Origin of the sequence: Streptomyces longisporus (assembly GCF_039532765.1) — a bacterium.
GTDB lineage: Bacteria > Actinomycetota > Actinomycetes > Streptomycetales > Streptomycetaceae > Streptomyces > Streptomyces longisporus.
Window position 1 is genome coordinate 258,126 of the sequence record NZ_BAAASG010000012.1, and the last position, 20,903, is coordinate 279,028.

Here is a 20,903-nt window from a genome sequence, read left to right on the forward strand (position 1 = left end):
CTAACCCCGCTCTGCCAGCATCCGCTCGATGACGAGCGCCACCCCGTCGTCGTTGTTGGCGACCGTGCGGCCCGAGGCCGCGGCGATGACGTCCGGATGCGCGTTGCCCATCGCATAGGACTGGCCCGCCCAGGTGAGCATCTCCACATCGTTCGGCATGTCCCCGAAGGCGACGACCTCCTCGTGCGAGATGCCGCGCTCCGCGCAGCACAGGGCGAGCGTGCTCGCCTTGGAGACCCCGGGGCCGCTGATCTCCAGCAGGGCGCTGGGACTTGAGCGGGTGACGTTGGCCCGGTCGCCGATGGCGAGACGGGCCGTGGTGAGGAAACCGTCCGGATCGAGGGACGGGTGATAGGCGAGGATCTTCAGCACCGGCTCGGCCGCACCGGGCCCGTCCGGCGCCAGCAGGTCCTCGGCCGGCATGAGGTTGTCCGGGATCTCCATGTGCAGCTTCGGATAGTCCGGCTCTTGGTGGAAGCCGTACGTCTGCTCCACCGCGTACACCGTGCCGGGCGCCGCGTCGCGCAGCAGCCGTACGGCGTCCAGGGCGTTGTCCCGGGCCAGCTCCCGCACCTTCACGAACCGGTGGGCGCCCGGGCCGCCGTGCAGGTCGACCACGGCCGCGCCGTTGCCGCAGATCGCCAGGCCGTGGCCGTGGACATGGTCGCTGACGACGTCCATCCAGCGGGCCGGGCGGCCGGTGACGAAGAAGACCTCGATGCCCGCGTCCTCGGCGGCGGCAAGCGCGGCGACCGTGCGCGGGGAGACCGACTTGTCGTCGCGCAGGAGGGTGCCGTCGAGATCGGTGGCTATGAGCCGCGGCGCTGCGGCGGCGGCCGGGGTCTCGGGCTGTCGAGTCGCTGAGGTCACCCGCCCATTCTCCCGCATATGCCTGCACGGCCGTGCGGGAGCCCGCACAGGTGAGTGGTTACCGTTCTCATCAGCGGCGTCACAGGCCGCCCGATCAGTCGAGCTGCGCCCGGGCCTCCATGGCTATCTGCTCGAAGACCTTCTCGTCGGCGGCGAAGTCCGAGTCGGGTATGGGCCAGTGGAGCACGATCTCGGTGAAGCCCAGCTCGCGGTGGCGGCCCGCGAAGTCCACGAACGCGTCGAGCGACTCCAGCGGCCGGCCGCGGTCCGGGGTGAAACCGGTGAGCAGGACCTTGTCGAGCCCGGTCACGTCGCGGCCGATCTCGGCGCAGGCGTCGGCCAGCTTCTCGGCCTGGCCGCAAATGGCTTGAATCGACTGTTCAGACGTGCCGTTCTCGTACAGCTTGGGGTCGCCCGTGGTCACCCACGCCTGCCCGTACCGCGCGGCGAGCCGCAGTCCGCGCGGCCCTGTCGCCGCCACCGCGAAAGGCAGCCGGGGACGCTGCACACAGCCCGGTATGTTGCGCGCCTCGTGCGCCGAGTAGAAGTCGCCCTCGTACGACAGCCCCTCCTTGCCGTCCTCGGTCAGCAGCCGGTCCAGAAGCTGGACGAACTCGGCGAACCGGTCCGCGCGCTCCCGTGGGCTCCAGGGCTCCCGGCCCAGCACCGTGGCGTCGAAGCCGTTGCCACCCGCGCCGACGCCGAGGGTCAGCCGGCCCGAGGAGATGTCGTCGAGGGAGATCAGCTCCTTCGCGAACGGCACCGGGTGGCGGAAGTTCGGCGAGGTCACCAGGGTGCCCAGCCGCATCCGCTCGGTGACGGCCGCTGCCGCGGTCAGGGTCGGTACGGCACCGAACCACGGGCCGTCCCGGAAGCTGCGCCAGGACAGATGGTCATAGGTGTAGGCGGTGTGGAAGCCGAGCTGCTCCGCGCGCTGCCATGCCGAACGGCCGCCCTCGTGCCAGCGGCGGTACGGGAGGATCACAGTGCTCAGACGCAGACTCATGCCCCCGAGACTAAGCGGCCCCACCGACAACGGACGAAACGGTCACCGTGCGCGGTCGCACGGCCACTCAACGGGGCAGACGGAGGCCAGAACGTCAGTGCGTCGCCGGGCGTCAGTGCGTCTGCGGGAAGCGCAGGTACTGAGGCGGTACGGCCTTGGTGAGCCACACGCCGTTCTCACTGACGTGGAAGACGTGCCCGTCGCGGTGCATCGCGGCCGCGTCCACGGACAGCACGACGGGCCGGCCGCGGCGGGCGCCGACACGGGTGGCGGTCTCCCGGTCCGGCGAGAGGTGCACGTCGTGCCGGTGCATGGGCCGCAGTCCCTCGGCGCGGATCGCGTCCAGGTTGCCGGCCACGGTCCCGTGGTAGAGGTACGGCGGTGGGGTGGCCGGGGCGAGCCCGAGATCGATCTCGATGCTGTGGCCCTGGCTGGCGCGGATCCGGGTGCCCTCGACGGCGAAGCGTTTCTTGTCGTTGACGGCGACGACGTGGTCCAGCTCCTCGCGGGTGAAGCGGAAACCGTGCGCGGCGGCCGCGGCGATCAGTGCGTCGATCTCGACCCAGCCGGCCTCGTCGAGCGTCAGCCCGATCCGTTCGGGCTGGTGGCGGAGGTGTTTCGAGAGGTACTTCGACACCTTTACGGTGCGTCTTTCATCCATGCGTCTTTCGTCCATCCGTTCAGCATGACGGGAGAGACGGGGATCACGCAGAATATTTTGGTGGGTAGGTTTGATCCACAACCAACTAGTGTTATCCACAGGCTAGTTGGCCGTTCTGTGGACAACTCTGCATACAAGTCAGTGCTGTTCGTCAAGATCAGCTGGGGGCAGCTCGCTTGGCATGAGCGCATCCAACGCCCTTGCTCGCACCTCCCGTTCAGCCGCCAGACGTAAGAACTCCGCCGCGCCCTCCACACCAACCAGCCCCTCCACCGCCCGCATTGTCTCCGCCGGCAACGACACAGAACGTGACGCAGGACGGTCAGGTGCCGGGCCCCCGGTGCCGAGTCGGTGCCGCAGCTGCCGTACCGCCAACAACCGCATGGCCCGAGCGAGTTCCGCGTCCACCGTCTGCTGCGCGAGGGGTCGCAGTCGCCGTACGAGCGCGGCGGCTTCTGCCGCATCCCCGTCCGTCGGGCGGTGCGGTCCGCCGAGGTAGCGGGCGAAGACATGCTCGGTGGTGAACTCCAGGAAACGGGCGGCGATGTGCTCGATCCGGCCCCTCAACTCCCGCAGGTGGCCCGAGATCGCGGCCAGCGGTACACCGGCGGAATGCAACTCGACGGCCACGGCGAGCTCTTGGGGACTCGGTACGAGGAAGGTGTCCTCGTCGCCGGGAACCGGCTCCAGCACGCCCAGCTCCACGGCGTCGGCGACCGCCGCGTCATCCGGGTCGCCGCCGAAGCGCTCGTCCAGTTCGGCACGCGAGATCCGTACCGCCTCCTCGTCGCTCCACGGGCCTTCGACCTCGGCGACCAGGCCGAGCACCCCGCCCAGGCCGCGGCCCGCGTCCCAGGCCTCCAGGAGCTCCTTGATGGAGGCCAGGGTGTAGCCGCGGTCCAGGAGGTCGGCGATCTGGCGCAGGCGGGCGAGATGAGCGTCCGAATAGAGGTTGGCGCGGCCGCGGCGCTCGGGACGGGGAAGGAGGCCGCGGTCCTGGTAGGCGCGGATGGTGCGGACGGTGGCGCCGCTGTGGTGCGCCAAGTCCTCTATCCGGTACGGCGACTGCATGGCGAGTGCCTCCGTCCGCCGGCGTTCTCGAGCAACTGCCCCCTCACAGCGGTGGTTCCATGCGTGCGATCGCCCGCAACGCGCGTGGGCTGAACCGGGACATGAAGTGGGCGCCCCGGGCCTCCGGAGTGACCGGCACGACCGCCTCGTTGCGCACGACGGCCCGCAGGATCGCGTCGGCGACCTTCTCCGGCGGGTAGTTGCGCAGGCCGTACAGCCGGGCCGCCTTCTTCTGGCGCCGCTTCTCCTCCTCGGCGTCCACGCCCGCGAACCGTGCCGTCGAGGTGATGCTGGTGTTGACGAAGCCCGGGCAGATCGCGCTCACGCCGATTCCCCGGCCCGCCAGTTCCGCGCGCAGGCACTCGCTGAGCATGAGCACGGCCGCTTTGGAGGTGCTGTAGGCGGGCAGCGACTTGGACGGCTGGTACGCGGCCGCCGACGCGGTGTTGACGATGTGACCGCCCTGCCCACGCTCGGCCATCTGCCTGCCGAAGAGCCGGCAGCCGTGGATCACGCCCCACAGGTTGACGTCGAGGACCTTCTTCCAGTCCTCCGGGCTGGTGTCGAAGAAGGACCCGGACAGTCCGATCCCGGCGTTGTTCACCAGGACGTCCACCACTCCGTACTCGGTGGCGACCTTCTCGGCGAGCTTCTCCATGGCGTGTTCGTCACAGACGTCGGCCGTCTCCGCCCAGGCCTCGGGGGCGCCGACCAGACGGGACAGCTCTGCGGTGCGGGCGGCGGCCTCGGCGTCCCGGTCGACGGCCACCACGCGCGCGCCGGCCTCCGCGAAGGCGAACGCCGTGGCCCGCCCGATGCCGCTGCCCGCACCGGTGACCAGGACGAGCTGCCCGCCGAAGCGTTCGGCGTACCTGCCGGTCGCCGCCACCTTGGTCTTTCCGCCCTCGGTGGCCGTCACGAACTCGGTGATCCAGGCCGCCAGTTGGTCGGGTCGGGTGCGCGGTATCCAGTGCTTGGCCGGCAGGGTGCGGCGGGTCAACTGCGGGACCCACAGCTCCAGTTCGTCGTAGAGCTTCTCCGACAGGAACGCGTCCCCCAGGGGTGTGATGAGCTGCACGGGTGCGTGCGCATAGGCGTCCGGGCGGGGCCTGCGCAGTCTGGCGCGGACGTTGTCCCTGTACAGCCAGGCGCCGTGCGCCGCGTCGGTGGGGAGTGAGGAGGTCGGGTAGTCGCCGCCCGGTACCTTCTCGAAGCGCTCCAGGATGCGTGGCCAGCGCTTGCCGAGCGGGCCGCGCCAGGCGAGTTCGGGCAGTACGGGCGTGTGCAGCAGGTACACGTACCAGGACTTGGCGCCCTGGCCGAGGAGCTGGCCGACACGGCGCGGGGTGGGCTTCTTGAGGCGCTTGTTGATCCAGTGCCCGAAGTGGTCGAGGGAGGGGCCGGACATGGAGGTGAAGGAAGCGATGCGTCCTTCGGTGCGCTGGACGGTGACGAACTCCCAGGACTGCACCGAGCCCCAGTCGTGCCCGACCACGTGCACCGGCCGGTCCGGGCTGACGGCGTCGATCACCGCCAGGAAGTCGTCCGTGAGCTTCTCCAGGGTGAAGCCGCCGCGCAGCGGCTTCGGCGCGGTCGACCGGCCGTGTCCGCGGACGTCGTAGAGGACGACATGGAAGCGCTCGGCGAGCCGCGGGGCGACCTCGGACCACACTTCCTTGCTGTCGGGGTATCCGTGCACGAGGACCACCGTCGGCTGCCCGGAGTCCCCGAGCTCCGCCACGCACAGCTCCACGCCGCCGGTGCGCAGCCGGCGCTCCCGCGCGTCCTTCAGCACCGACTGGGAAAAGCCCGTCACTTGTCCTCCGCCCAGCGCCGCACGTGCGGCAGATCGTCGTCCAGCCAGAAGGCGCTCTGCTCGGGGTCCCTGGAGTCGGTGACGACCAGGATCTCCTCGAACTTCGCGCCGGTACCCCGGAAGCCGAGATGGGGTTCCACCGCCCACAGGCCCGGTTGCGGAGGGTGGTCGGAGAAGCGGTAGGGCGACCACAGCGGGGACCAGCCGTCGCGGTGGCCGTGCAGCGCGTCGGAGGCGAGCCCCTTCAGGGACTGTGTGCCGAACCCGAACAGATGCGGTGACCAGCGGCGCTGCTTCACCCGGTCGACCTTGTGCGCGATCACGCCGAAGGGATAGGCGCGGTGCCGGTTGGCGTAGCCCTGGCGGACCATGAGGCGGTCCACGTCCTCGTAGATCGCCCGCAGCGGGCGCCGCTCGCGGACCTCGCGCAGGATCAGCTCGCGGTGCGCCTGGAGGTCGGCCATGAGCTTGTCCTGCACGGGGTTGATCCCGAGGGAGCCCGAGTAGCCGATGTCGGCCGTGTAACCGTCGTAGACGGGCGCCATGTCCAGGATGAACGGCATCCCGGGCTCCAGCCGCCGGTCGGTGGGGAAGAACTGGAGCGGGATGCGGAAGTTCACGAACGCCGTGCGGTCCCCGAACCAGGCGAAGGGGAGATGGAACCAGTCCCGCACGCCCCGCTCACGCAGCCAGGCGCGCTGCATGCGGGCCGCCTCGCGCTCGGTCACCCCTGGCTGCAGCTGTGCGGCGACCGCCTCCGCGCACTCGTAGGCGAGGCGTTGCACCTGCCTGAACCCCCGCAGCTGTGCGGAGAGTTCATCTGTCACTGCCGTCGTCATGCCACCGCCCACCTCGTCCACGCCGACTGCGGTACGTCCCCGTAACTTGACACTGGTGAATGTGACAGTTGTTAGAGGCTGCGTCAATAGGAGAGGTCCGGGCTGTGGATAACTCTGCGTAGCCCTCAGGTAGGGGAATCCCCTACGGACCCGTACGCCTGGAGTCTGATGCCAGGACAGCTCTGCGGTCTGACGACCGGCGTGGCCCGCGTCACTATCGTCTAAGCCGTGACTGTGATCGCGACCGAAAGCCTGAGCAAGCGGTTCCCCCGGGTGACCGCGCTTGACCGGCTCTCCGTCGACGTCGGGCCCGGGGTGACCGGACTCGTCGGAGCGAACGGAGCCGGCAAGTCCACACTGATCAAGATCCTCCTGGGTCTGTCCCCCGCCTCCGAGGGCCGCGCCGAAGTGCTCGGGCTCGACGTCGCGACCAAGGGTGGCGACATCCGTGAGCGGGTCGGCTACATGCCGGAGCACGACTGCCTGCCGCCGGACGTCTCGGCCACCGAGTTCGTCGTCCACATGGCGCGCATGTCCGGGCTGCCGCCCACGGCCGCGCGTGAGCGCACCGCGGACACGCTGCGCCATGTCGGTCTGTACGAGGAGCGCTACCGCCCCATCGGCGGCTACTCGACCGGTATGAAGCAGCGCGTCAAGCTCGCGCAGGCGCTGGTCCACGACCCCCAGCTGGTCTTCCTGGACGAGCCGACCAACGGCCTCGACCCGGTCGGCCGCGACGAGATGCTCGGCCTGATCCGCCGCATCCACACCGACTTCGGCATCTCGGTCCTGGTCACCTCGCACCTGCTGGGCGAGCTCGAGCGCACCTGTGACCACGTGGTGATCATCGACGGCGGCAAGCTCTTGCGCTCCAGCTCCACCACGGACTTCACGCAGACCACCACCACCCTCGCGATCGAGGTCACCGACAGCGACGAGCACCCGGACGGCACGCGCGCGGTGCGCGAATCGCTGCACGCGCGCGGGGTGGACGTCGCCGACGGCAGCGACGGCCTGCCGGGTGCCGGGCACATCCTGCTGCTCACGGCGCAGGGCGATCAGACCTACGACCTCGTACGCGACGTCGTCGCGGATCTCGGCCTCGGCCTGGTGCGCATGGAGCAGCGCAGGCACCACATCTCGGAGGTCTTCAAGAGCGAGGAAGAGCAGCGGAAGGAGGCGGTCGGCCATGGCAGTTGAGCACTCTTCGGCGGCTGCGCCGGGTGACCAGACCCGCATCCACAACATCGGCTACCGCAGCTACGACGGCCCCCGACTGGGCCGCTCCTACGCCACCCGCTCCCTGTACTCGCAGTCCCTGCGCGGCGCCTACGGCCTCGGCCGTTCGATCAAGTCCAAGGTGCTGCCGATGCTGCTGTTCGCGGTGATGTGCGTGCCGGCGGCCATCATGGTGGCCGTCGCCGTCGCCACCAAGGCGCACGCACTGCCGGTCGAGTACACCCGCTACGCGATCATCATGCAGTCCGTCATCTGCCTGTACGTCGCCTCGCAGGCACCCCAGTCCGTCTCGCGCGACCTGCGCTTCAAGACCGTACCGCTGTACTTCTCGCGGCCGATCGAGACCGCCGACTACGTGCGCGCGAAGTACGCGGCGCTGGCCTCGGCGATGTTCATCCTGACCGCGGCCCCGCTGATCGTGCTCTATGTGGGCGCGCTGCTGGCCAAACTCGACTTCGCCGACCAGACCAAGGGATTCGCCGAAGGACTCGTATCCGTGGCACTGCTCTCACTGCTCTTCGCCGGCATCGGCCTGGTCATCGCGTCGGTCACCCCGCGCCGCGGCTTCGGCATCGCGGCCGTGATCGCCGTCCTGATCGTCTCCTACGGCGCCGTCTCGACGCTCCAGGCGATCGCCGACAACCAGGGCAGCACGAGCGCCATCCCCTGGATCGGTCTCTTCTCGCCGGTCACGCTCATCGACGGCGTGCAGTCCGCCTTCCTCGGCGCGACCCCGGCACTCCCGGGAGGCCACGGCCCCTCGACCGGTCAGGGCGTGGTGTACGTCCTGATCACGCTGGGCCTGATCGCCGCCAGCTACGGCCTCCTGATGCGCCGCTACAAGAAGGTGGGACTGTGACCACGCTCCAGATCGACCACGTCTCCCGCTGGTTCGGCAACGTGGTCGCCGTCAACGACATCACCATGACGATCGGCCCCGGGGTCACCGGCCTGCTCGGCCCGAACGGCGCCGGAAAGTCCACCCTGATCAACATGATGGCCGGCTTCCTGGCCCCCTCCACCGGCACCGTCACCCTCGACGGCCGGCAGGTGTGGCGCAACGAGTCGATCTACCGGCACATCGGCATCGTCCCCGAACGGGAGGCGATGTACGACTTCCTCACCGGACGCGAATTCGTCGTCGCCAACGCCGAGTTGCACGGCCTCGGCGCCAAGGCCGCCCAGAAGGCGCTGGCCACGGTCGAGATGGAGTACGCGCAGGACCGCAAGATCTCCACGTACTCCAAGGGCATGCGCCAGCGCGTGAAGATGGCGAGCGCCCTGGTCCACGATCCCTCGCTGCTCCTGCTGGACGAGCCCTTCAACGGCATGGACCCGCGCCAGCGCATGCAGCTCATGGACCTGCTGCGGCGCATGGGCAACGAGGGCCGCACGGTGCTGTTCTCGTCGCACATCCTCGAAGAGGTCGAGCAGCTCGCCTGGCACATCGAGGTCGTCGTCGCCGGACGGCACGCGGCCAGCGGCGACTTCCGCAAGATCCGCCGTCTGATGACCGACCGCCCGCACCGCTACCTGGTGCGTTCCAGCGACGACCGCGCGCTTGCGGCCGCACTGATCGCCGACCCGTCGACATCGGGCATCGAAGTCGACCTCGCCGAGGGCGCGTTGCGCATCCAGGCCGTCGACTTCGGCCGTTTCACGACACTGCTGCCCAGGGTCGCCCGCGACCACGGCATCCGGCTGCTCACGGTCTCGCCGTCCGACGAGTCCCTCGAGTCCGTCTTCTCGTACCTGGTCGCGGCGTAGGAGGCCGAAAGATGTACGACCCCACAGTCGCCCGGCTCACCTACCGGGCCCTGCTCGGCCGTCGCCGGGCCCTCATCCTGGGCGCACTGCCCCTGCTGCTGATCGCGATCTCCGTCGTCGTACGCGCCCTCACCGGCGCCGACGACCAGACGGCCTCCGACCTGCTGGGCAAGCTCGCGCTCGCCACGATGGTGCCGATCATCGGCGTCATCGCCGGCACGGGCGCGATCGGACCGGAGATCGACGACGGCTCGGTGGTGTACCTGCTGTCCAAGCCGGTGAAGCGGCCGACGATCATCTTCACCAAGCTGATCGTGGCGATCGCGGTGACGATGGTGTTCTCCGCGCTGCCCACCCTCATCGCCGGCTTCATCCTCAACGGCAACGGGCAGCAGATCGCCGTCGCCTACACGGTCGCCGCCCTGGTCTCCTCCATCGCCTACGCGGCGCTGTTCCTGCTGCTGGGCACGGTCTCCCGGCACGCAGTGGTCTTCGGGCTCGTGTACGCGCTCGTCTGGGAAGCCCTGTTCGGCTCCCTGGTGCCCGGCGCGCGCACGCTGAGCGTCCAGCAGTGGTCGCTGGCGGTCGCCCACAAGGTCGCCGGCGGCGACCTGGTCACCTCCGATGTCGGCCTGACCACGGCCACGGTGCTCCTGGTCGCGGTGACCGTCCTCGCCACCTGGTACGCCGGGCAGAAGCTCCGCACGCTGAAGCTCGCCGGTGAGGAGTGACAAGTCCTCACCTTGACGGGGACTTCACCTCTGTCCGGGCACACTGGGCACATAGGGATGTACGGCTGACACACCTGGGGACGTACGACTGAGAGGAAAGGGAATGGCGGACGACTGGGACGAACTGGTCCTGGACGAGGACTTCATACGGGGCGCCGAGACCTCCGAGCCGTCTGCCCGTGCCCGCATGCTCGCCGCCCGCTGGCGCAACGAGGAGCCCGAGCCGCAGCCCTGGCGCTCCGACGAGCCGCCCGCGGGCTGGTTCTTCAGCAAGGCGCGTCGGCGCAAGTGGCGGCGGCGCTGATCCCCGTATGACCGTCGTCCGGTCGTTTTATTCAGTGGCGTCCAACTCGTCCGACAGGCACAGTGGTTGTGTCCACGCCGCCGGACGCCCGCACTTTCGGATGCTGCTCCGGCGCCACGTTCTGGGAGAGGAGCCGGGCGATGTCCATGCACGACAGTACGTCCAGCTCCCGACAGGGCAGCCCGCGGCGGGTTCCGGTGTAGTTACCCCACCGTCGAACCCGCTCCGCACGGGGAGCTGCCCGGGGCGGCCGCTTCGAGCACGCGATGTCGCTCTCGCGTGGGCCGCCTTCCCACGTCGCCCCCATGGCAAGGGGGCACCCTCCGCTGGGGCGGCCCGGGTCGGTCGCGCAACTCGGCGCTCATGAGGCGCCGCTGCGCCCACCCGTGCCGCCCCAGCGGCACGACTGCCCGCAGCTACGGACGTCGGACGTCGCTGCTACGGCAGCAACCGCTCCAGCACCACCGCGATCCCGTCCTCCTCATTGGAGGACGTCACCTCGTCCGCCACCGCCCTCAGCTCCTCGTGGGCGTTGGCCATGGCCACGCCCCGTGCCGCCCAGGCGAACATGGGGATGTCGTTGGGCATGTCGCCGAAGGCGATCGTGTCCGCCGCCTTGATGCCCAGACGGCGGGCCGCCAGCGACAGGCCCGTCGCCTTGGACAGACCCAGCGGCAGCAGCTCCACGATGCCCTCGCCCGCCATGGCGACCGTGACGAAGCCGCCCGCGGCCACGCGTGCCGCCTCGGCGAGCTCGTCGTCGGACAGCTCGGGGTGCTGTATGTAGATCTTGTTCAGCGGGGCCGACCAGAGGTCGGACGCCTCCGTGAACGGCGTCACGGGAAGCTCACCGGTGAGCGCGTACCCCGGCCCCACCAGCACGTCGCCGTCCAGTCCGTCGCGGCTCGCCGCCAGGTGCAGCGGGCCGACCTCCGCCTCGATCTTCGCGAGGGCCACGCCCGCCAGCTGCCGGTCCAGGGTCACCGACGTCAGCAGACGGTGCGCCCCGGCGTCGTACACCTGCGCGCCCTGGCCGCAGACCGCGAGGCCCCGGTAGCCGAGGTCGTCGAGGATGTGCCGGGTCCAGGGGACCGCGCGGCCGGTGACGACGATGTGCGCGGCGCCCGCCTCGGTGGCCGAGGCGAGCGCGTCACGGGTGCGCTGCGAGACCGACTCGTCGGAGCGCAGGAGCGTTCCGTCGAGGTCGGTCGCGATGAGCCTGTACGGGAACCCGGGGGCCGCGGACGCGTCGCTCACTTGGCGACCGGCTCCAGGACCTCCCGGCCGCCCAGGAACGGGCGCAGCACCGGCGGCACATACACCGAGCCGTCGGCCTGCTGGTGGTTCTCCAGGATCGCCACGATCGTGCGCGGCACCGCGCACAGCGTGCCGTTGAGCGTCGCGAGCGGCTTGACCTGCTTGCCGTCACGGACGCGGATCGACAGGCGGCGGGACTGGAACTCGGTGCAGTCCGAGGTCGAGGTCAGCTCGCGGTACTTGCCCTGCGTGGGGATCCACGCCTCGCAGTCGAACTTGCGGGCCGCCGAGGAGCCCAGGTCGGCCGAGGCGACGTCGATGACGCGGAACGGCAGCTCCAGCGAGGTCAGCCACTGCTTCTCCCACTGCAGCAGACGCTGGTGCTCGGCCTCCGAGTCCTCCGGGGCGACGTACGAGAACATCTCCACCTTGTCGAACTGGTGGACGCGGAAGATGCCCCGGGTGTCCTTGCCGTGCGAGCCGGCCTCGCGGCGGAAGCAGGGCGAGAAGCCCGCGTAACGCAGGGGCAGGCGGTCGGCGTCGAGGATCTCGTCCATGTGGTACGCGGCGAGGGGGACCTCGGAGGTGCCGACCAGGTAGAGGTCGTCCTTGTCGAGGTGGTAGACGTCCTGGGCCGCCTGGCCGAGGAAGCCCGTGCCCGCCATCGACTGGGGGCGGACCAGGGCGGGCGTCAGCATCGGAGTGAAGCCGGCCGCGGTGGCCTGCGCGATCGCCGCGTTGACCAGGGCGAGCTCGAGCAGGGCGCCGACACCCGTCAGGAAGTAGAAGCGCGAGCCGGAGACCTTCGCGCCGCGCTCCACGTCGATCGCGCCGAGGAGCGTTCCGAGTTCCAGGTGGTCCTTGGGTTCGAAGCCCTCGGCGCCGAAGTCGCGGATCGTGCCGTGCGTCTCGAGGGTGACGAAGTCCTCCTCGCCGCCGACGGGCACATCGGGGTGGACGAGGTTGCCGAGCTGGAGGAGCAGCTCCTGCGTCTCGGTGTCGGCGGCGTCGCGCTCGGCGTCGGCGGCCTTGACGTCGGCGGCGAGCTGGCTCGCCTTCTTCAGCAGCTCCGCCTTCTCGTCCGCGGAGGCCTTGGGGATGAGCTTGCCGAGCTGCTTCTGCTCGGCGCGCAGCTCGTCGAAGCGGACGCCGGACGACCTGCGCCGCTCGTCGGCAGACAGGAGAGCGTCGACGAGCGCGACGTCCTCTCCACGGGCGCGCTGGGACGCGCGCACACGGTCGGGGTCCTCACGGAGCAGGCGAAGGTCAATCACGCGGTCAAGGCTACCGGTGCCGGGATACGGCCCACGACTCACCATTCCCAACAGTCGTCAATTGCGGCTTACGTTGAGTTATGGGCGAATTGCCCACAGTGTCAACAAAAGGCGTCTCACTCCCTGGAACGGGGCAGGCGGTTGGCGCCTGGTTGACCCGATTCCCTTGTGGGGAGCGGGACTTGGGGTTTGGTTGTCCACAGCGATCCACACCCCCGCAGAGAGTTATCCACAGGCTGTGCGGGGGGTCTGTGGATTTCGGAATTGATCACTCCGAAACCGGTGGGTCACGCCGAGGAATCGTGCCCCAGACCCCGATTTACCACCACTTTCGAGTGGAAAGCGGTCGCTCCAAAGGATTGCCTAAAGGAAACAGGTGGACGAACGGTGACATGCGAGCCGATGGACACGAGAGGGCCCCGCAGGCGGATTTGTCGACAGAGTCATGGTTCCGTGTCGACTTGTCCCCAGATCGAGAACCTTGCCTGTGGATAACTTCTGTGGACAACGAAAATCTGCAGGTAGGACCGGCCGGCCGGACCGACTAGAAACGGCCGTCCTGGCAGCGCGCGACCCAGTCCGACGCTGCGAGGAACTCCTCGTCCGAGGTTCCCTGGCGCGGTGCGCGCACGTCCTCGACGCCGATGTCCGCCCGCGGGTACGAGCCCAGGAAGCGCACCTCCAGGCAGATCCGCTTGAGCCCCATGAGGGCCTCGGCCACCCGGCGGTCGGAGATGTGGCCCTCGGCGTCGATGCAGAAGCAGTAGTTGCCGATGCCGGCACCGGTGGGCCGGGACTGCAGCAGCATCAGGTTGATGCCGCGGGTGGCGAACTCGCCCAGCAGGTCGCGCAGACCACCGGGGTGGTCGTCGCGCTGCCACAGCACGACGGACGTCTTGTCCGCGCCGGTGGGGGCCGCGGGCCGGGCGGGCCGGCCGACCAGCACGAACCGGGTCTGCGCGTTCTCGGCGTCGTGGATCCCGGTCTCCAGGGCCTCCAGGCCGTACCGGGCGGCCGCGAACTCGCCCGCGAAGGCGGCGTCGTACTGGCCCTCCTGAACCAGACGGGCGGCGTCCGCGTTCGAGGCGGCGGACTCCCAGTGGGCGTCCGGGAGGTTGTTCTTCAGCCAGTTGCGCACCTGCGGCTGGGCGGCCGGGTGGGCGGAGACGGTCTTGATGTCGGAGAGCTTGGTGCCCGGCCTGACCAGCAGCGCGAAGGTGATCGACAGCAGCACCTCGCGGTAGATCATCAGCGGGGCGCCCGCGACCAGCTCGTCGAGGGTGGTGGTGATGCCGCCCTCGACGGAGTTCTCGATCGGCACGAAGGCGGCCTCGGCCTCGCCCGCGCGGACCGCGTCCAGCGCGGACTGCACCGACACGTATGGGATCAGTTCCCGGGTGGCCGCTTCGGGAAGGGTGCGCAGGGCGACTTCGGTGAAGGTGCCCTCGGGGCCGAGATACGCGTAGCTCGCTGGCATGACCTCACCCTAATGGGCCTTACGCACACGCGGCTCACCCCTCCAGCAGTCGCTGCCCCACGTACTCGCCCTGTGCCGCTCCGCCCGGTACGGCGAACAGGCCGCTCGCCTCGTGGCGGATGTACTTCGACAGGGCGTCGCCGCGGTCGAGCTTGCGCTGGATGGTGACGAAGCCCCGCAGCGGGTCGGCCTGCCAGCAGACGAAGAGGAGCCCGGCGTCGGGGACGCCGTTCGCGTCGAACCCGTCGTGGTACGAGAACGGGCGGCGCAGGATGGCCGCTCCGCCGTTCTGGTCGGGGCGGGAGATACGGGCGTGGGCGTTGCCGGGGACGACGTAGTTGCCCTGTGCGTCCGTCTTCTCCAGGTCCATCGCGGTCGTCTCGGTGCCCCCGGACAGGGGGGCTCCGTCGGACTTGCGGCGCCCGATGACGTTCTCCTGGTCCTTGAGGGAGAGCTTCTCCCAGTTGTCGAGGAGCATGCGGATGCGGCGTACGACGGCGTAGGAGCCGTTCGCCATCCAGGCGGGGTCGTGGGAGCCCGAGGACGGCACGAAGATCCGCTTGTCGAAGTCGGACTCGGTCGGCTTGGGGTTGCGGGTGCCGTCCAGCTGGCCCATGAGGTTGCGGGCCGTCATGGGGTGGGCGGTGGCGCCCGGAGTGCGGTTGAAGCCGTTCATCTGCCAGCGGATACGGGCCGCGCTGCCCGCGTCCTTCTGGATGGCTCGCAGGGCGTGGAAGGCGACCAGGGCGTCGTCGGCGCCGATCTGCACCCACAGGTCGCCGTTGCTGCGGGCCTTGTCGAGCTGGTCGGAGGAGAAGTCGGGCAGCGGGTCGAGGGAGACCGGGCGCTGCTTCTCCAGGCCGGTACGGGAGAAGAAGCTGTGGCCGAAGCCGAAGGTGATCGTCAGGGACGACGGGCCCGCGTCCCGTGCGACATCTGTGTCGTCGCTCGCCGCCGCCTCGCCCGCCATCAGCCGCTCGGCCGTCGCCGACCAGCGGCGCAGCAGGGCGGCAGCCTCCTTGCGGCCCGCGACCGGCGTCAGGTCGAAGGCGACGAGATGGCCGCGGGCCTGGAGGCCCTCGGTGATGCCGGGCTGGTGTTTCACGTGAAACATCACCCGATTGGAGCCGATTGAGCTGAGCGGGGTGGCCGCGGAGGGTGCGGCGGCATACCCCACGGCTCCGCCGGCCGCGCCGAGCACGAGCCCGGTGGCGCCGGCGGTGCCGAGCAGCTTCCGTCGCGAGATGCCGTCTTCGGGGAGCGCGGAAACAGTCTCCTTCGGAGCCGCGTCGGGAGCTGCGTCGGGAGTGCGGGCCTCCCGGATGGACTTGTCAGCCATGGTGCGATTCAGCCGATCTGCGCGTTCTTGGAGACGGTCACCTGGTCGATGTCGGAGGTGCGCACGGTCACGGCGACCTTCCAGTCGCCGGCCATGGGGATCTGCACGCTGCTCGTCGCCCAGTGTCCGGTGGCGATGTGATCGGGGTTGACGGGCAGCGGCCCGATCTTCTTGGCCTCCAGGGTGAAGGCGACCTTCACCTCGGGGATGTCGAAGGCGCGCCCGTTGGGCCGCTGGACGTAGACGTGCATGTCGTTGCCGCCTACGCGTGCGGGGTCGAGGTCCACGGACACGACGCCCTTGCCGTCCGTGCCGCCCGTGTCGAACGGCATGGTCAGGGTCAGCGCGCCGGACGACGCGTCGGCGCCGGCAGAGGAGGACGAGGACGACGAGGTGGCCGCCTTGGCCTCCTGTTCCGTGCGTCCGGGCTCGGTCTGCGTGAGCACGGTGGTGACGGCGAGCAGGACGACGGCGACACCCGCCTCGGCGAGCACGGAGCGCCGTAGGCCGAACCGGTCGGGGTCGGCGTCGCGCTGCCGCTTCTGCCGTGCGGTGGCCATGGCGGCCTGCTGGCGGGCGAGTTGGGCGGCGCGCTCGGAGTCGGCGGGTGCTCCGGAGGCTCGGGACTCGTCGGCGGTCCCGGGCTCGTCAGGCTCCTCGGAGTCGGTCGTGGACGCGGTGCCACCGGCGGCCGTGGAGCCGCGGGCGGCCCGCGGTCCTGCGCCGGCCGCGGAGTCGGCGGACGCCGTCGCCGTCTTCGCCGAGCCTGCTCCGGCCCGGGCGGCGGCCGGCTCCTTGACGTCCAGGTCGTCGCCCTCCGACGTGGTGTCCTGCTCCACCGCTTCCTCGCTTGGCTGCAGGACGGCGGTGTCCGCCAGTCGTGCCGTCCACCGCCGGGAGATCCCCGCGATGCCGACGAGCAGCGCCACGAGCCCGATCTTGACGAGCAGCAGCTGTCCGTACGCGGTGTCGGTGAACGCCGACCAGGAGCCGAGCTGGCGCCAGGACTGGTAGATGCCGGTCGCGACGAGGGCGAGGACGCTGCCGAAGGCGACTCGGGAGAAGCGGCGCACCGCCGCGGCCTCGATCGGGGTGTCGGACCGGTACAGCGCCACGAGGAGCGCGCACAGGCCGCCGAGCCATGCGGCCACGGCCAGCAGATGGACGACGTCGACGGGCATCGCGACGCCCGGCTGGAGCCCGGTGGAGGCGTGCTCCGCCATCGCCCAGCTCGCCGCGAGCCCGGCGGCCACCACGGATCCGCCGATCGCGAGCCCGAACGTCAGATCCCGCTTCTCCTCGGCGTCCCTTGAATCAGGCAGTCGGCGCGAAGCGTCGTCGTTCGGGGTGGTGGTGGGAGACGGGCGGGCGTAGGCACCGAAGAGCACCGCGATGAACAGGGCCGCCGCGGCGAGCAGCAGCAGCCGGGAGATCAGTGCCGCGCCCGACTTGGTCTGCAGCACCTGCCCGAGCAGGCTCAGGTCGAAGATGGCGCCGACCTTGCCGGAGCTGGTGTAGGAGCCGCGCAGGAGCAGCAGCAGGAGGGTGGCCGAGGTGAGCGCGAGCCACCCGGAGACCACCAGCCGCTGCAGCGCCCGTACGCCGGAGCCGCGCCGCCAGCAGGCGAGGACGAACGCGGCGCCGCCGACCAGGACGATGAAGCCGGCGTACGACACATACCGGCCGAAGCCGTACAGCCAGCCGACGGCCCCGCCGCCCACCGTCCGGTCGGTGACCGAGACGGTGGTGGTGGAGGGGGCGCCGATGGAGAAGGTGAAGGCGCCGGCGACGGGGTGGCTGTCCGCGGACACGACCTGCCAGGACACCGTGTAGGTGCCGTCCGACAAGCCGCTGTGCAGCGGCACGGCGTAGGACGTGCCGCTCACGTTGGACGGTTTGCCGGTGTCGACACGCTTGCCCTTGGGGTCGAGGACGCGCAGTGAGTCGTCGGACGTGGCGACCTTCTCGGAGAAGGTGAGCGTGACCTGGCTGGGGGCCTTGTCGACCACCACCCCCTGGGCGGGGTCGCTGCCGGTCAGCGCTGCATGCGCGGAGGCCGGCCCGGCGCCGGCGAGGAGCATGCCGAGGACGGCCAGGAACAGCAGCGCCAGGGTCCGCATACGGCGGGGGGTGATGGTCCGGGTCACGGTGGTCCCTCCCTCAGTGGCCGGTCGCGGGGTTGTACGTGGCCGACTTGACCGGCATCTCAACCTTGATCGGGCCGGACTTGGCGAAGTGCAGTTCGAGGGTCACTTTCTCGCCCTGCTTCGGCTTGCGCTTCAGGTTCTCGAACATCAGGTGATTGCCGCCGCTCTTGAACACGAGTTGACCGTGAGCGGGGACATCCAGGGACTTGACCTCCTCCATGGACTGCCCGACCGTCTCGTGGACGGTCACGCTGCCCGCGGCCTCGCTGGTGACGGAGGTCAGTTCGTCCTTGGTGTCGCCCTTGTTGGCGATGGTGAGGAAGCCCGCGGCCATGTCGGAGACGGGCTGGGGCATGTAGGAGGAGCTGACGGACAGGTCGGCCTTCGCGTCGCCGGAGCCGCCGCAGCCCGCCAGGGCCAGTGCTCCCGCCAGCACCGCGGCGGGGGCGACGAGGTGCCTCACGGGTTCTCCCCCTTGATGATCTTGGGGAGGTCCTTGGTGTAGTCGTCGACGGTGGCGTCCTCGCCGTAGAGGACGTAGCCGCCGTCGGTCTTCGGTGAGAACGCGATGACCTGGGTGCCGTGCACCGAGACGGTCTTGCCGGTCTTCTTGTCCTTGTGGGTCGGCTCGATGGAGATGCCGAGGGTGCGGGCGCCGGCCTGGATGGTGGAGAAGTCGCCGGTCAGACCCACGAACTGGGGGTCGATGCCCTTGAGCCACTTGCCCAGTTCGGCCGGGGTGTCGCGCTGGGGATCGGTGGTGACGAACACCACCCGCAGCTTGTCCTGTTCGGCCTTGGGCAGCTGCTTCTTGGCGACGGCGAGGTTGTTCATCGTCAGCGGGCAGATGTCGGGGCAGTGGGTGTAGCCGAAGTAGATCAGCGTCGGCCGGCCCGCGGTCTCCTTGCGGAAGTCGTACTTCTTGCCCGTGGTGTCGGTGAGGACGAGGTCCGGCTTCTCGAACGGCTTGTCGAGAACGGTCGCGGCCTTCTGCGAGGTGTCCTCGGAGACCACGGCGACGGGCGAGTTGCTGTCGTCACCGCTGCCGCAGGCGGAGAGGGTCAGGGTGGCGGCGGCGAGCAGCGCGGCCGCGGCGAACGTCTTCTTGCGCATAGAAAAATGTCCCAGATGTGAGAGCTCCGGTGTGCACCGGGGGTCGTACGACCCCCGGTGCACCACACGGAAGAACGGGCCTCAGGCGTCGCTGCGACGACGTCCGGCGAGCACGCCGTACGCCACGCCCAGCGCGCCGACGACGATGCCCACGACGGCGAGCACGCGCGCGGTGGTGTCGCTGCCGCCGGAGGCGGCGGAGGTGTCGGCGGCCGTGTTCTCGGCGGTCTTGGTCTCGTCGGAGGCGTCCTTGGCGGTCGAGCCGTGCGAGTGGCCGTCCTCGGAGGCGGCGGACAAGGTGAGCACGGGGGCCGGGTTCTGGGGCTCCTCCGCGCCGTCCTTCTGCACCTCGATCCAGCGCACGACCTCGTTGTCGGAGTACGTCTGGAGGGCCTTGAAGGTCAGTTCGTCGGCGTCCTCGGGCAGGGCGCCGACGGAGACCGGGAACTTCTCGAAGTAGCCGGGTTCGATGCCCTTGCCGTCGGCGGTCCAGGTGATCTTGGAGACGGCCTCGCTGATCTTCTTGCCGTGCACCTCGAGCGGCTTGGCGAGCTTGGACTTGGTGACCTTGATGTTCCAGCCGTTGATCGGCTCCGGCAGGGCGGAGGCCAGCGGGTGGTCGGTCGGGAAGGTCACTTCGAGCTTGGTGGTCGAGGCGTCGTCGCGCTCGTTGGGGACCTTGAAGTCGACGACCGCGTAACCGCCCTTGGCGGCCGTGCCCTCGGGCTGCACGGTGACGTGCGCGAACGCGGGCGCGGACAGGACGACGACGGCACAGGCGGCGAGGGCGCCGGTGGCGACGAGACGGGATGCCTTCATGAACGGATGCACTCCACTTCGGGTTCGAGTGAGTTCCGGTGGTCGGAGGAACGCGTGCGCAGAGATGCCGGAAAAACGCGGGCACGCGCGTGTGCCGCACGACGGCGGCCCCGGTCCCACGGATGTGGAGTGGCGGTCGCGTCGCGTCAGGCGGCGAGGACGAGGGCCGCGGCCGGCGGGCCGCGCCTGATCACCGTGTGCTGGAGTGCGGTGGTACGGGGCTTCGGCGTCGCGAGCAGCGCGGTGCGCGGCGGTCGCGGGCCTGCCTCGGGCGCGGCCGGGAGTCCGGCACGCAGGGCGCGCACCAGCGCGAGCGCCGCGCGCAGGGACCGTACGAATGCGCCCTCGGCCATCGAGTGGGCCGAGAGTTCCATGAGCCGCAGCAGGGCCAGGTCGCCGCGGCGCAGCAGCCAGCCGGCGGCGATCGCCGCGAGGACGTGGCAGAGCAGCATCGGCAGGGACGGCAGCAGCGAGGCCGGGGAGGCGGAGGACATTGCGTCCGCCGGATGGTGCATGGAGCTCATGTCCATGCTCATCGCGGTGTCCGGGGAGATCCGGGCGTCGGAGAGGAGCCTGCGGGCCTGGGCGGGGCTGATCGCCGCAGCCGTCGTTCCGCACACGAGCCGCGCCGCCCGCTCCACCAGCGAGGCGTCGGACGTCGACGTCATGGAGGGCATCGACATCGCGCCCGAGGAGACCGTCTGCTGCCCCAGCCCGAACAGCGTGTGCAGCAGGGTCTGTCCGGCCGCGAGCAGGGCCGTGATCCCGGTCAGCGAGCGCACCCGCCCGGCGAGCGGTGCCGCGACCAGGACGGCCCCCAGGAAGCCCGCGCCCAGCGTCCACAGCGGAACCGTGGCGCAGGAGGCGAGGGTGTGACCGCCTGCGGCCAGCACGACGCAGACCGCGGCGAACACCGCGGCCCGCAGTATCCGGAGATCGTTTCCGGAGCGCACCGTGTGCTGGTGGGGGGCAGTCATGGCGGGCTCATCATCGCACTGGGCCCCGGGCCGCCGTACGGCAGGTCCGCAAGGTTCCCTGCCGACCGGAAGATCACTTTCTGCTACGACCGGCCCGCACATACACCGATTCCGTTTCGGACGCATCGCCCATATGGGCGGCATCACGTCAACTCCGTGCTTACGCACGGCTGCGCGCGGCAATAAGAAACGGTAT

General features: G+C 70.0%; 20 protein-coding genes. 5 read left to right on the forward strand and 15 right to left on the reverse strand.

The genetic code is table 11. The features are described from left to right. From ABD355_RS26850 to ABD355_RS26875, 6 genes are all read right to left on the reverse strand, one after another. Window positions 1-888 (reverse strand): HAD hydrolase family protein, encoded by an 888-nt coding sequence (locus tag ABD355_RS26850; RefSeq protein ID WP_344403237.1) that lies wholly within the window; start codon window positions 886-888, stop codon window positions 1-3. A 76-nt stretch (window positions 889-964) separates the two neighbouring features. Next, on the reverse strand, window positions 965-1,876 hold the full coding sequence (locus ABD355_RS26855; RefSeq protein ID WP_344403238.1) for an LLM class flavin-dependent oxidoreductase: 912 nt from the start codon (window positions 1,874-1,876) through the stop codon (window positions 965-967). Between the two features lie 112 nt (window positions 1,877-1,988). Further along, window positions 1,989-2,537, reverse strand: a complete 549-nt coding sequence (locus ABD355_RS26860; RefSeq protein ID WP_425585790.1) for an RNA 2'-phosphotransferase — start codon at window positions 2,535-2,537, stop codon at window positions 1,989-1,991. Between the two features lie 138 nt (window positions 2,538-2,675). Beyond that, window positions 2,676-3,608, reverse strand: coding sequence for a MerR family transcriptional regulator (locus ABD355_RS26865; RefSeq protein WP_344403241.1), 933 nt, complete (start codon window positions 3,606-3,608; stop codon window positions 2,676-2,678). 43 nt (window positions 3,609-3,651) lie between these two features. Further along, window positions 3,652-5,424, reverse strand: a complete 1,773-nt coding sequence (locus ABD355_RS26870) for an SDR family oxidoreductase (RefSeq protein WP_344403243.1) — start codon at window positions 5,422-5,424, stop codon at window positions 3,652-3,654. Then, window positions 5,421-6,263 (reverse strand): M24 family metallopeptidase, encoded by an 843-nt coding sequence (locus ABD355_RS26875; protein ID WP_344403245.1) that lies wholly within the window; start codon window positions 6,261-6,263, stop codon window positions 5,421-5,423. Before ABD355_RS26875 ends, ABD355_RS26870 begins: the two co-directional genes overlap by 4 nt. Window positions 6,264-6,497: 234 nt before the next feature. On the opposite strand from ABD355_RS26875, the gene ABD355_RS26880 reads away from it, so the two are divergent. The 5 genes from ABD355_RS26880 (at window position 6,498) to ABD355_RS26900 (ending at window position 10,304) form a co-directional block, all read left to right on the forward strand. Beyond that, complete coding sequence (locus ABD355_RS26880) at window positions 6,498-7,463, forward strand: ABC transporter ATP-binding protein (RefSeq protein ID WP_344403469.1); 966 nt, start codon at window positions 6,498-6,500, stop codon at window positions 7,461-7,463. Further along, complete coding sequence (locus ABD355_RS26885) at window positions 7,453-8,361, forward strand: ABC transporter permease subunit (RefSeq protein ID WP_344403246.1); 909 nt, start codon at window positions 7,453-7,455, stop codon at window positions 8,359-8,361. The genes ABD355_RS26880 and ABD355_RS26885 overlap by 11 nt, the downstream gene beginning before the upstream one ends. After that, the gene (locus ABD355_RS26890; RefSeq protein ID WP_344403247.1) at window positions 8,358-9,269 is read left to right on the forward strand and encodes an ABC transporter ATP-binding protein; all 912 of its coding nucleotides are present in this window, start codon (window positions 8,358-8,360) and stop codon (window positions 9,267-9,269) included. Before ABD355_RS26885 ends, ABD355_RS26890 begins: the two co-directional genes overlap by 4 nt. Window positions 9,270-9,280: 11 nt before the next feature. After that, window positions 9,281-10,000 (forward strand): ABC transporter permease subunit, encoded by a 720-nt coding sequence (locus ABD355_RS26895; protein WP_344403249.1) that lies wholly within the window; start codon window positions 9,281-9,283, stop codon window positions 9,998-10,000. Between the two features lie 103 nt (window positions 10,001-10,103). After that, the gene (locus tag ABD355_RS26900; RefSeq protein ID WP_344403250.1) at window positions 10,104-10,304 is read left to right on the forward strand and encodes an SGM_3592 family protein; all 201 of its coding nucleotides are present in this window, start codon (window positions 10,104-10,106) and stop codon (window positions 10,302-10,304) included. Window positions 10,305-10,742: 438 nt separating this feature from the next. On the opposite strand, the gene ABD355_RS26905 is transcribed toward ABD355_RS26900, so the two are convergent. From ABD355_RS26905 to ABD355_RS26945, 9 genes are all read right to left on the reverse strand, one after another. Beyond that, entirely contained in the window at window positions 10,743-11,561 is an 819-nt protein-coding gene (locus ABD355_RS26905; RefSeq protein WP_344403251.1) for an HAD family hydrolase, read from the reverse strand. Next, complete coding sequence (serS, locus tag ABD355_RS26910) at window positions 11,558-12,835, reverse strand: serine--tRNA ligase (protein ID WP_344403253.1); 1,278 nt, start codon at window positions 12,833-12,835, stop codon at window positions 11,558-11,560. The genes ABD355_RS26905 and serS overlap by 4 nt, the downstream gene beginning before the upstream one ends. Before the next feature lie 544 nt (window positions 12,836-13,379). Next, on the reverse strand, window positions 13,380-14,312 hold the full coding sequence (pheA, locus tag ABD355_RS26915; RefSeq protein WP_344403254.1) for a prephenate dehydratase: 933 nt from the start codon (window positions 14,310-14,312) through the stop codon (window positions 13,380-13,382). Between the two features lie 34 nt (window positions 14,313-14,346). Then, window positions 14,347-15,651, reverse strand: coding sequence for an iron uptake transporter deferrochelatase/peroxidase subunit (efeB, locus tag ABD355_RS26920; RefSeq protein WP_344403255.1), 1,305 nt, complete (start codon window positions 15,649-15,651; stop codon window positions 14,347-14,349). A gap of 8 nt (window positions 15,652-15,659) precedes the next feature. Beyond that, a complete protein-coding gene (locus tag ABD355_RS26925) occupies window positions 15,660-17,798 on the reverse strand; it encodes a copper resistance CopC/CopD family protein (RefSeq protein ID WP_344403257.1) in 2,139 nt (712 codons plus the stop codon). A 13-nt stretch (window positions 17,799-17,811) separates the two neighbouring features. Next, window positions 17,812-18,261, reverse strand: a complete 450-nt coding sequence (locus ABD355_RS26930; protein WP_344403258.1) for a copper chaperone PCu(A)C — start codon at window positions 18,259-18,261, stop codon at window positions 17,812-17,814. Further along, the gene (locus tag ABD355_RS26935) at window positions 18,258-18,911 is read right to left on the reverse strand and encodes an SCO family protein (RefSeq protein ID WP_344403259.1); all 654 of its coding nucleotides are present in this window, start codon (window positions 18,909-18,911) and stop codon (window positions 18,258-18,260) included. Before ABD355_RS26935 ends, ABD355_RS26930 begins: the two co-directional genes overlap by 4 nt. 81 nt (window positions 18,912-18,992) lie before the next feature. Further along, window positions 18,993-19,730 (reverse strand): YcnI family copper-binding membrane protein, encoded by a 738-nt coding sequence (locus tag ABD355_RS26940; RefSeq protein ID WP_344403260.1) that lies wholly within the window; start codon window positions 19,728-19,730, stop codon window positions 18,993-18,995. 146 nt (window positions 19,731-19,876) lie between these two features. Then, window positions 19,877-20,707 carry a hypothetical protein gene (locus ABD355_RS26945; RefSeq protein ID WP_344403262.1) on the reverse strand — a complete coding sequence of 277 codons (831 nt, stop codon included), beginning with the start codon at window positions 20,705-20,707 and terminating at the stop codon, window positions 19,877-19,879. Window positions 20,708-20,903 lie beyond the last annotated feature (196 nt).

Bases quoted from the DNA above. Each gene is read 5' to 3' on its own strand.
- ABD355_RS26850 (WP_344403237.1), bottom strand. From the start codon at position 888: ATGCGGGAGAATGGGCGGGTGACCTCAGCGACTCGACAGCCCGAGACC.
- ABD355_RS26865 (WP_344403241.1), bottom strand. From the start codon at position 3,608: ATGCAGTCGCCGTACCGGATAGAGGACTTGGCGCACCACAGCGGCGCC.
- ABD355_RS26895 (WP_344403249.1), top strand. From the start codon at position 9,281: ATGTACGACCCCACAGTCGCCCGGCTCACCTACCGGGCCCTGCTCGGC.
- ABD355_RS26900 (WP_344403250.1), top strand. From the start codon at position 10,104: ATGGCGGACGACTGGGACGAACTGGTCCTGGACGAGGACTTCATACGG.
- ABD355_RS26945 (WP_344403262.1), bottom strand. From the start codon at position 20,707: ATGACTGCCCCCCACCAGCACACGGTGCGCTCCGGAAACGATCTCCGG.
- ABD355_RS26885 (WP_344403246.1), top strand. From the start codon at position 7,453: ATGGCAGTTGAGCACTCTTCGGCGGCTGCGCCGGGTGACCAGACCCGC.
- pheA (WP_344403254.1), bottom strand. From the start codon at position 14,312: ATGCCAGCGAGCTACGCGTATCTCGGCCCCGAGGGCACCTTCACCGAA.
- ABD355_RS26875 (WP_344403245.1), bottom strand. From the start codon at position 6,263: ATGACGACGGCAGTGACAGATGAACTCTCCGCACAGCTGCGGGGGTTC.
- efeB (WP_344403255.1), bottom strand. From the start codon at position 15,651: ATGGCTGACAAGTCCATCCGGGAGGCCCGCACTCCCGACGCAGCTCCC.
- ABD355_RS26940 (WP_344403260.1), bottom strand. From the start codon at position 19,730: ATGAAGGCATCCCGTCTCGTCGCCACCGGCGCCCTCGCCGCCTGTGCC.
- ABD355_RS26855 (WP_344403238.1), bottom strand. From the start codon at position 1,876: ATGAGTCTGCGTCTGAGCACTGTGATCCTCCCGTACCGCCGCTGGCAC.
- ABD355_RS26860 (WP_425585790.1), bottom strand. From the start codon at position 2,537: ATGGATGAAAGACGCACCGTAAAGGTGTCGAAGTACCTCTCGAAACAC.
- ABD355_RS26935 (WP_344403259.1), bottom strand. From the start codon at position 18,911: ATGCGCAAGAAGACGTTCGCCGCGGCCGCGCTGCTCGCCGCCGCCACC.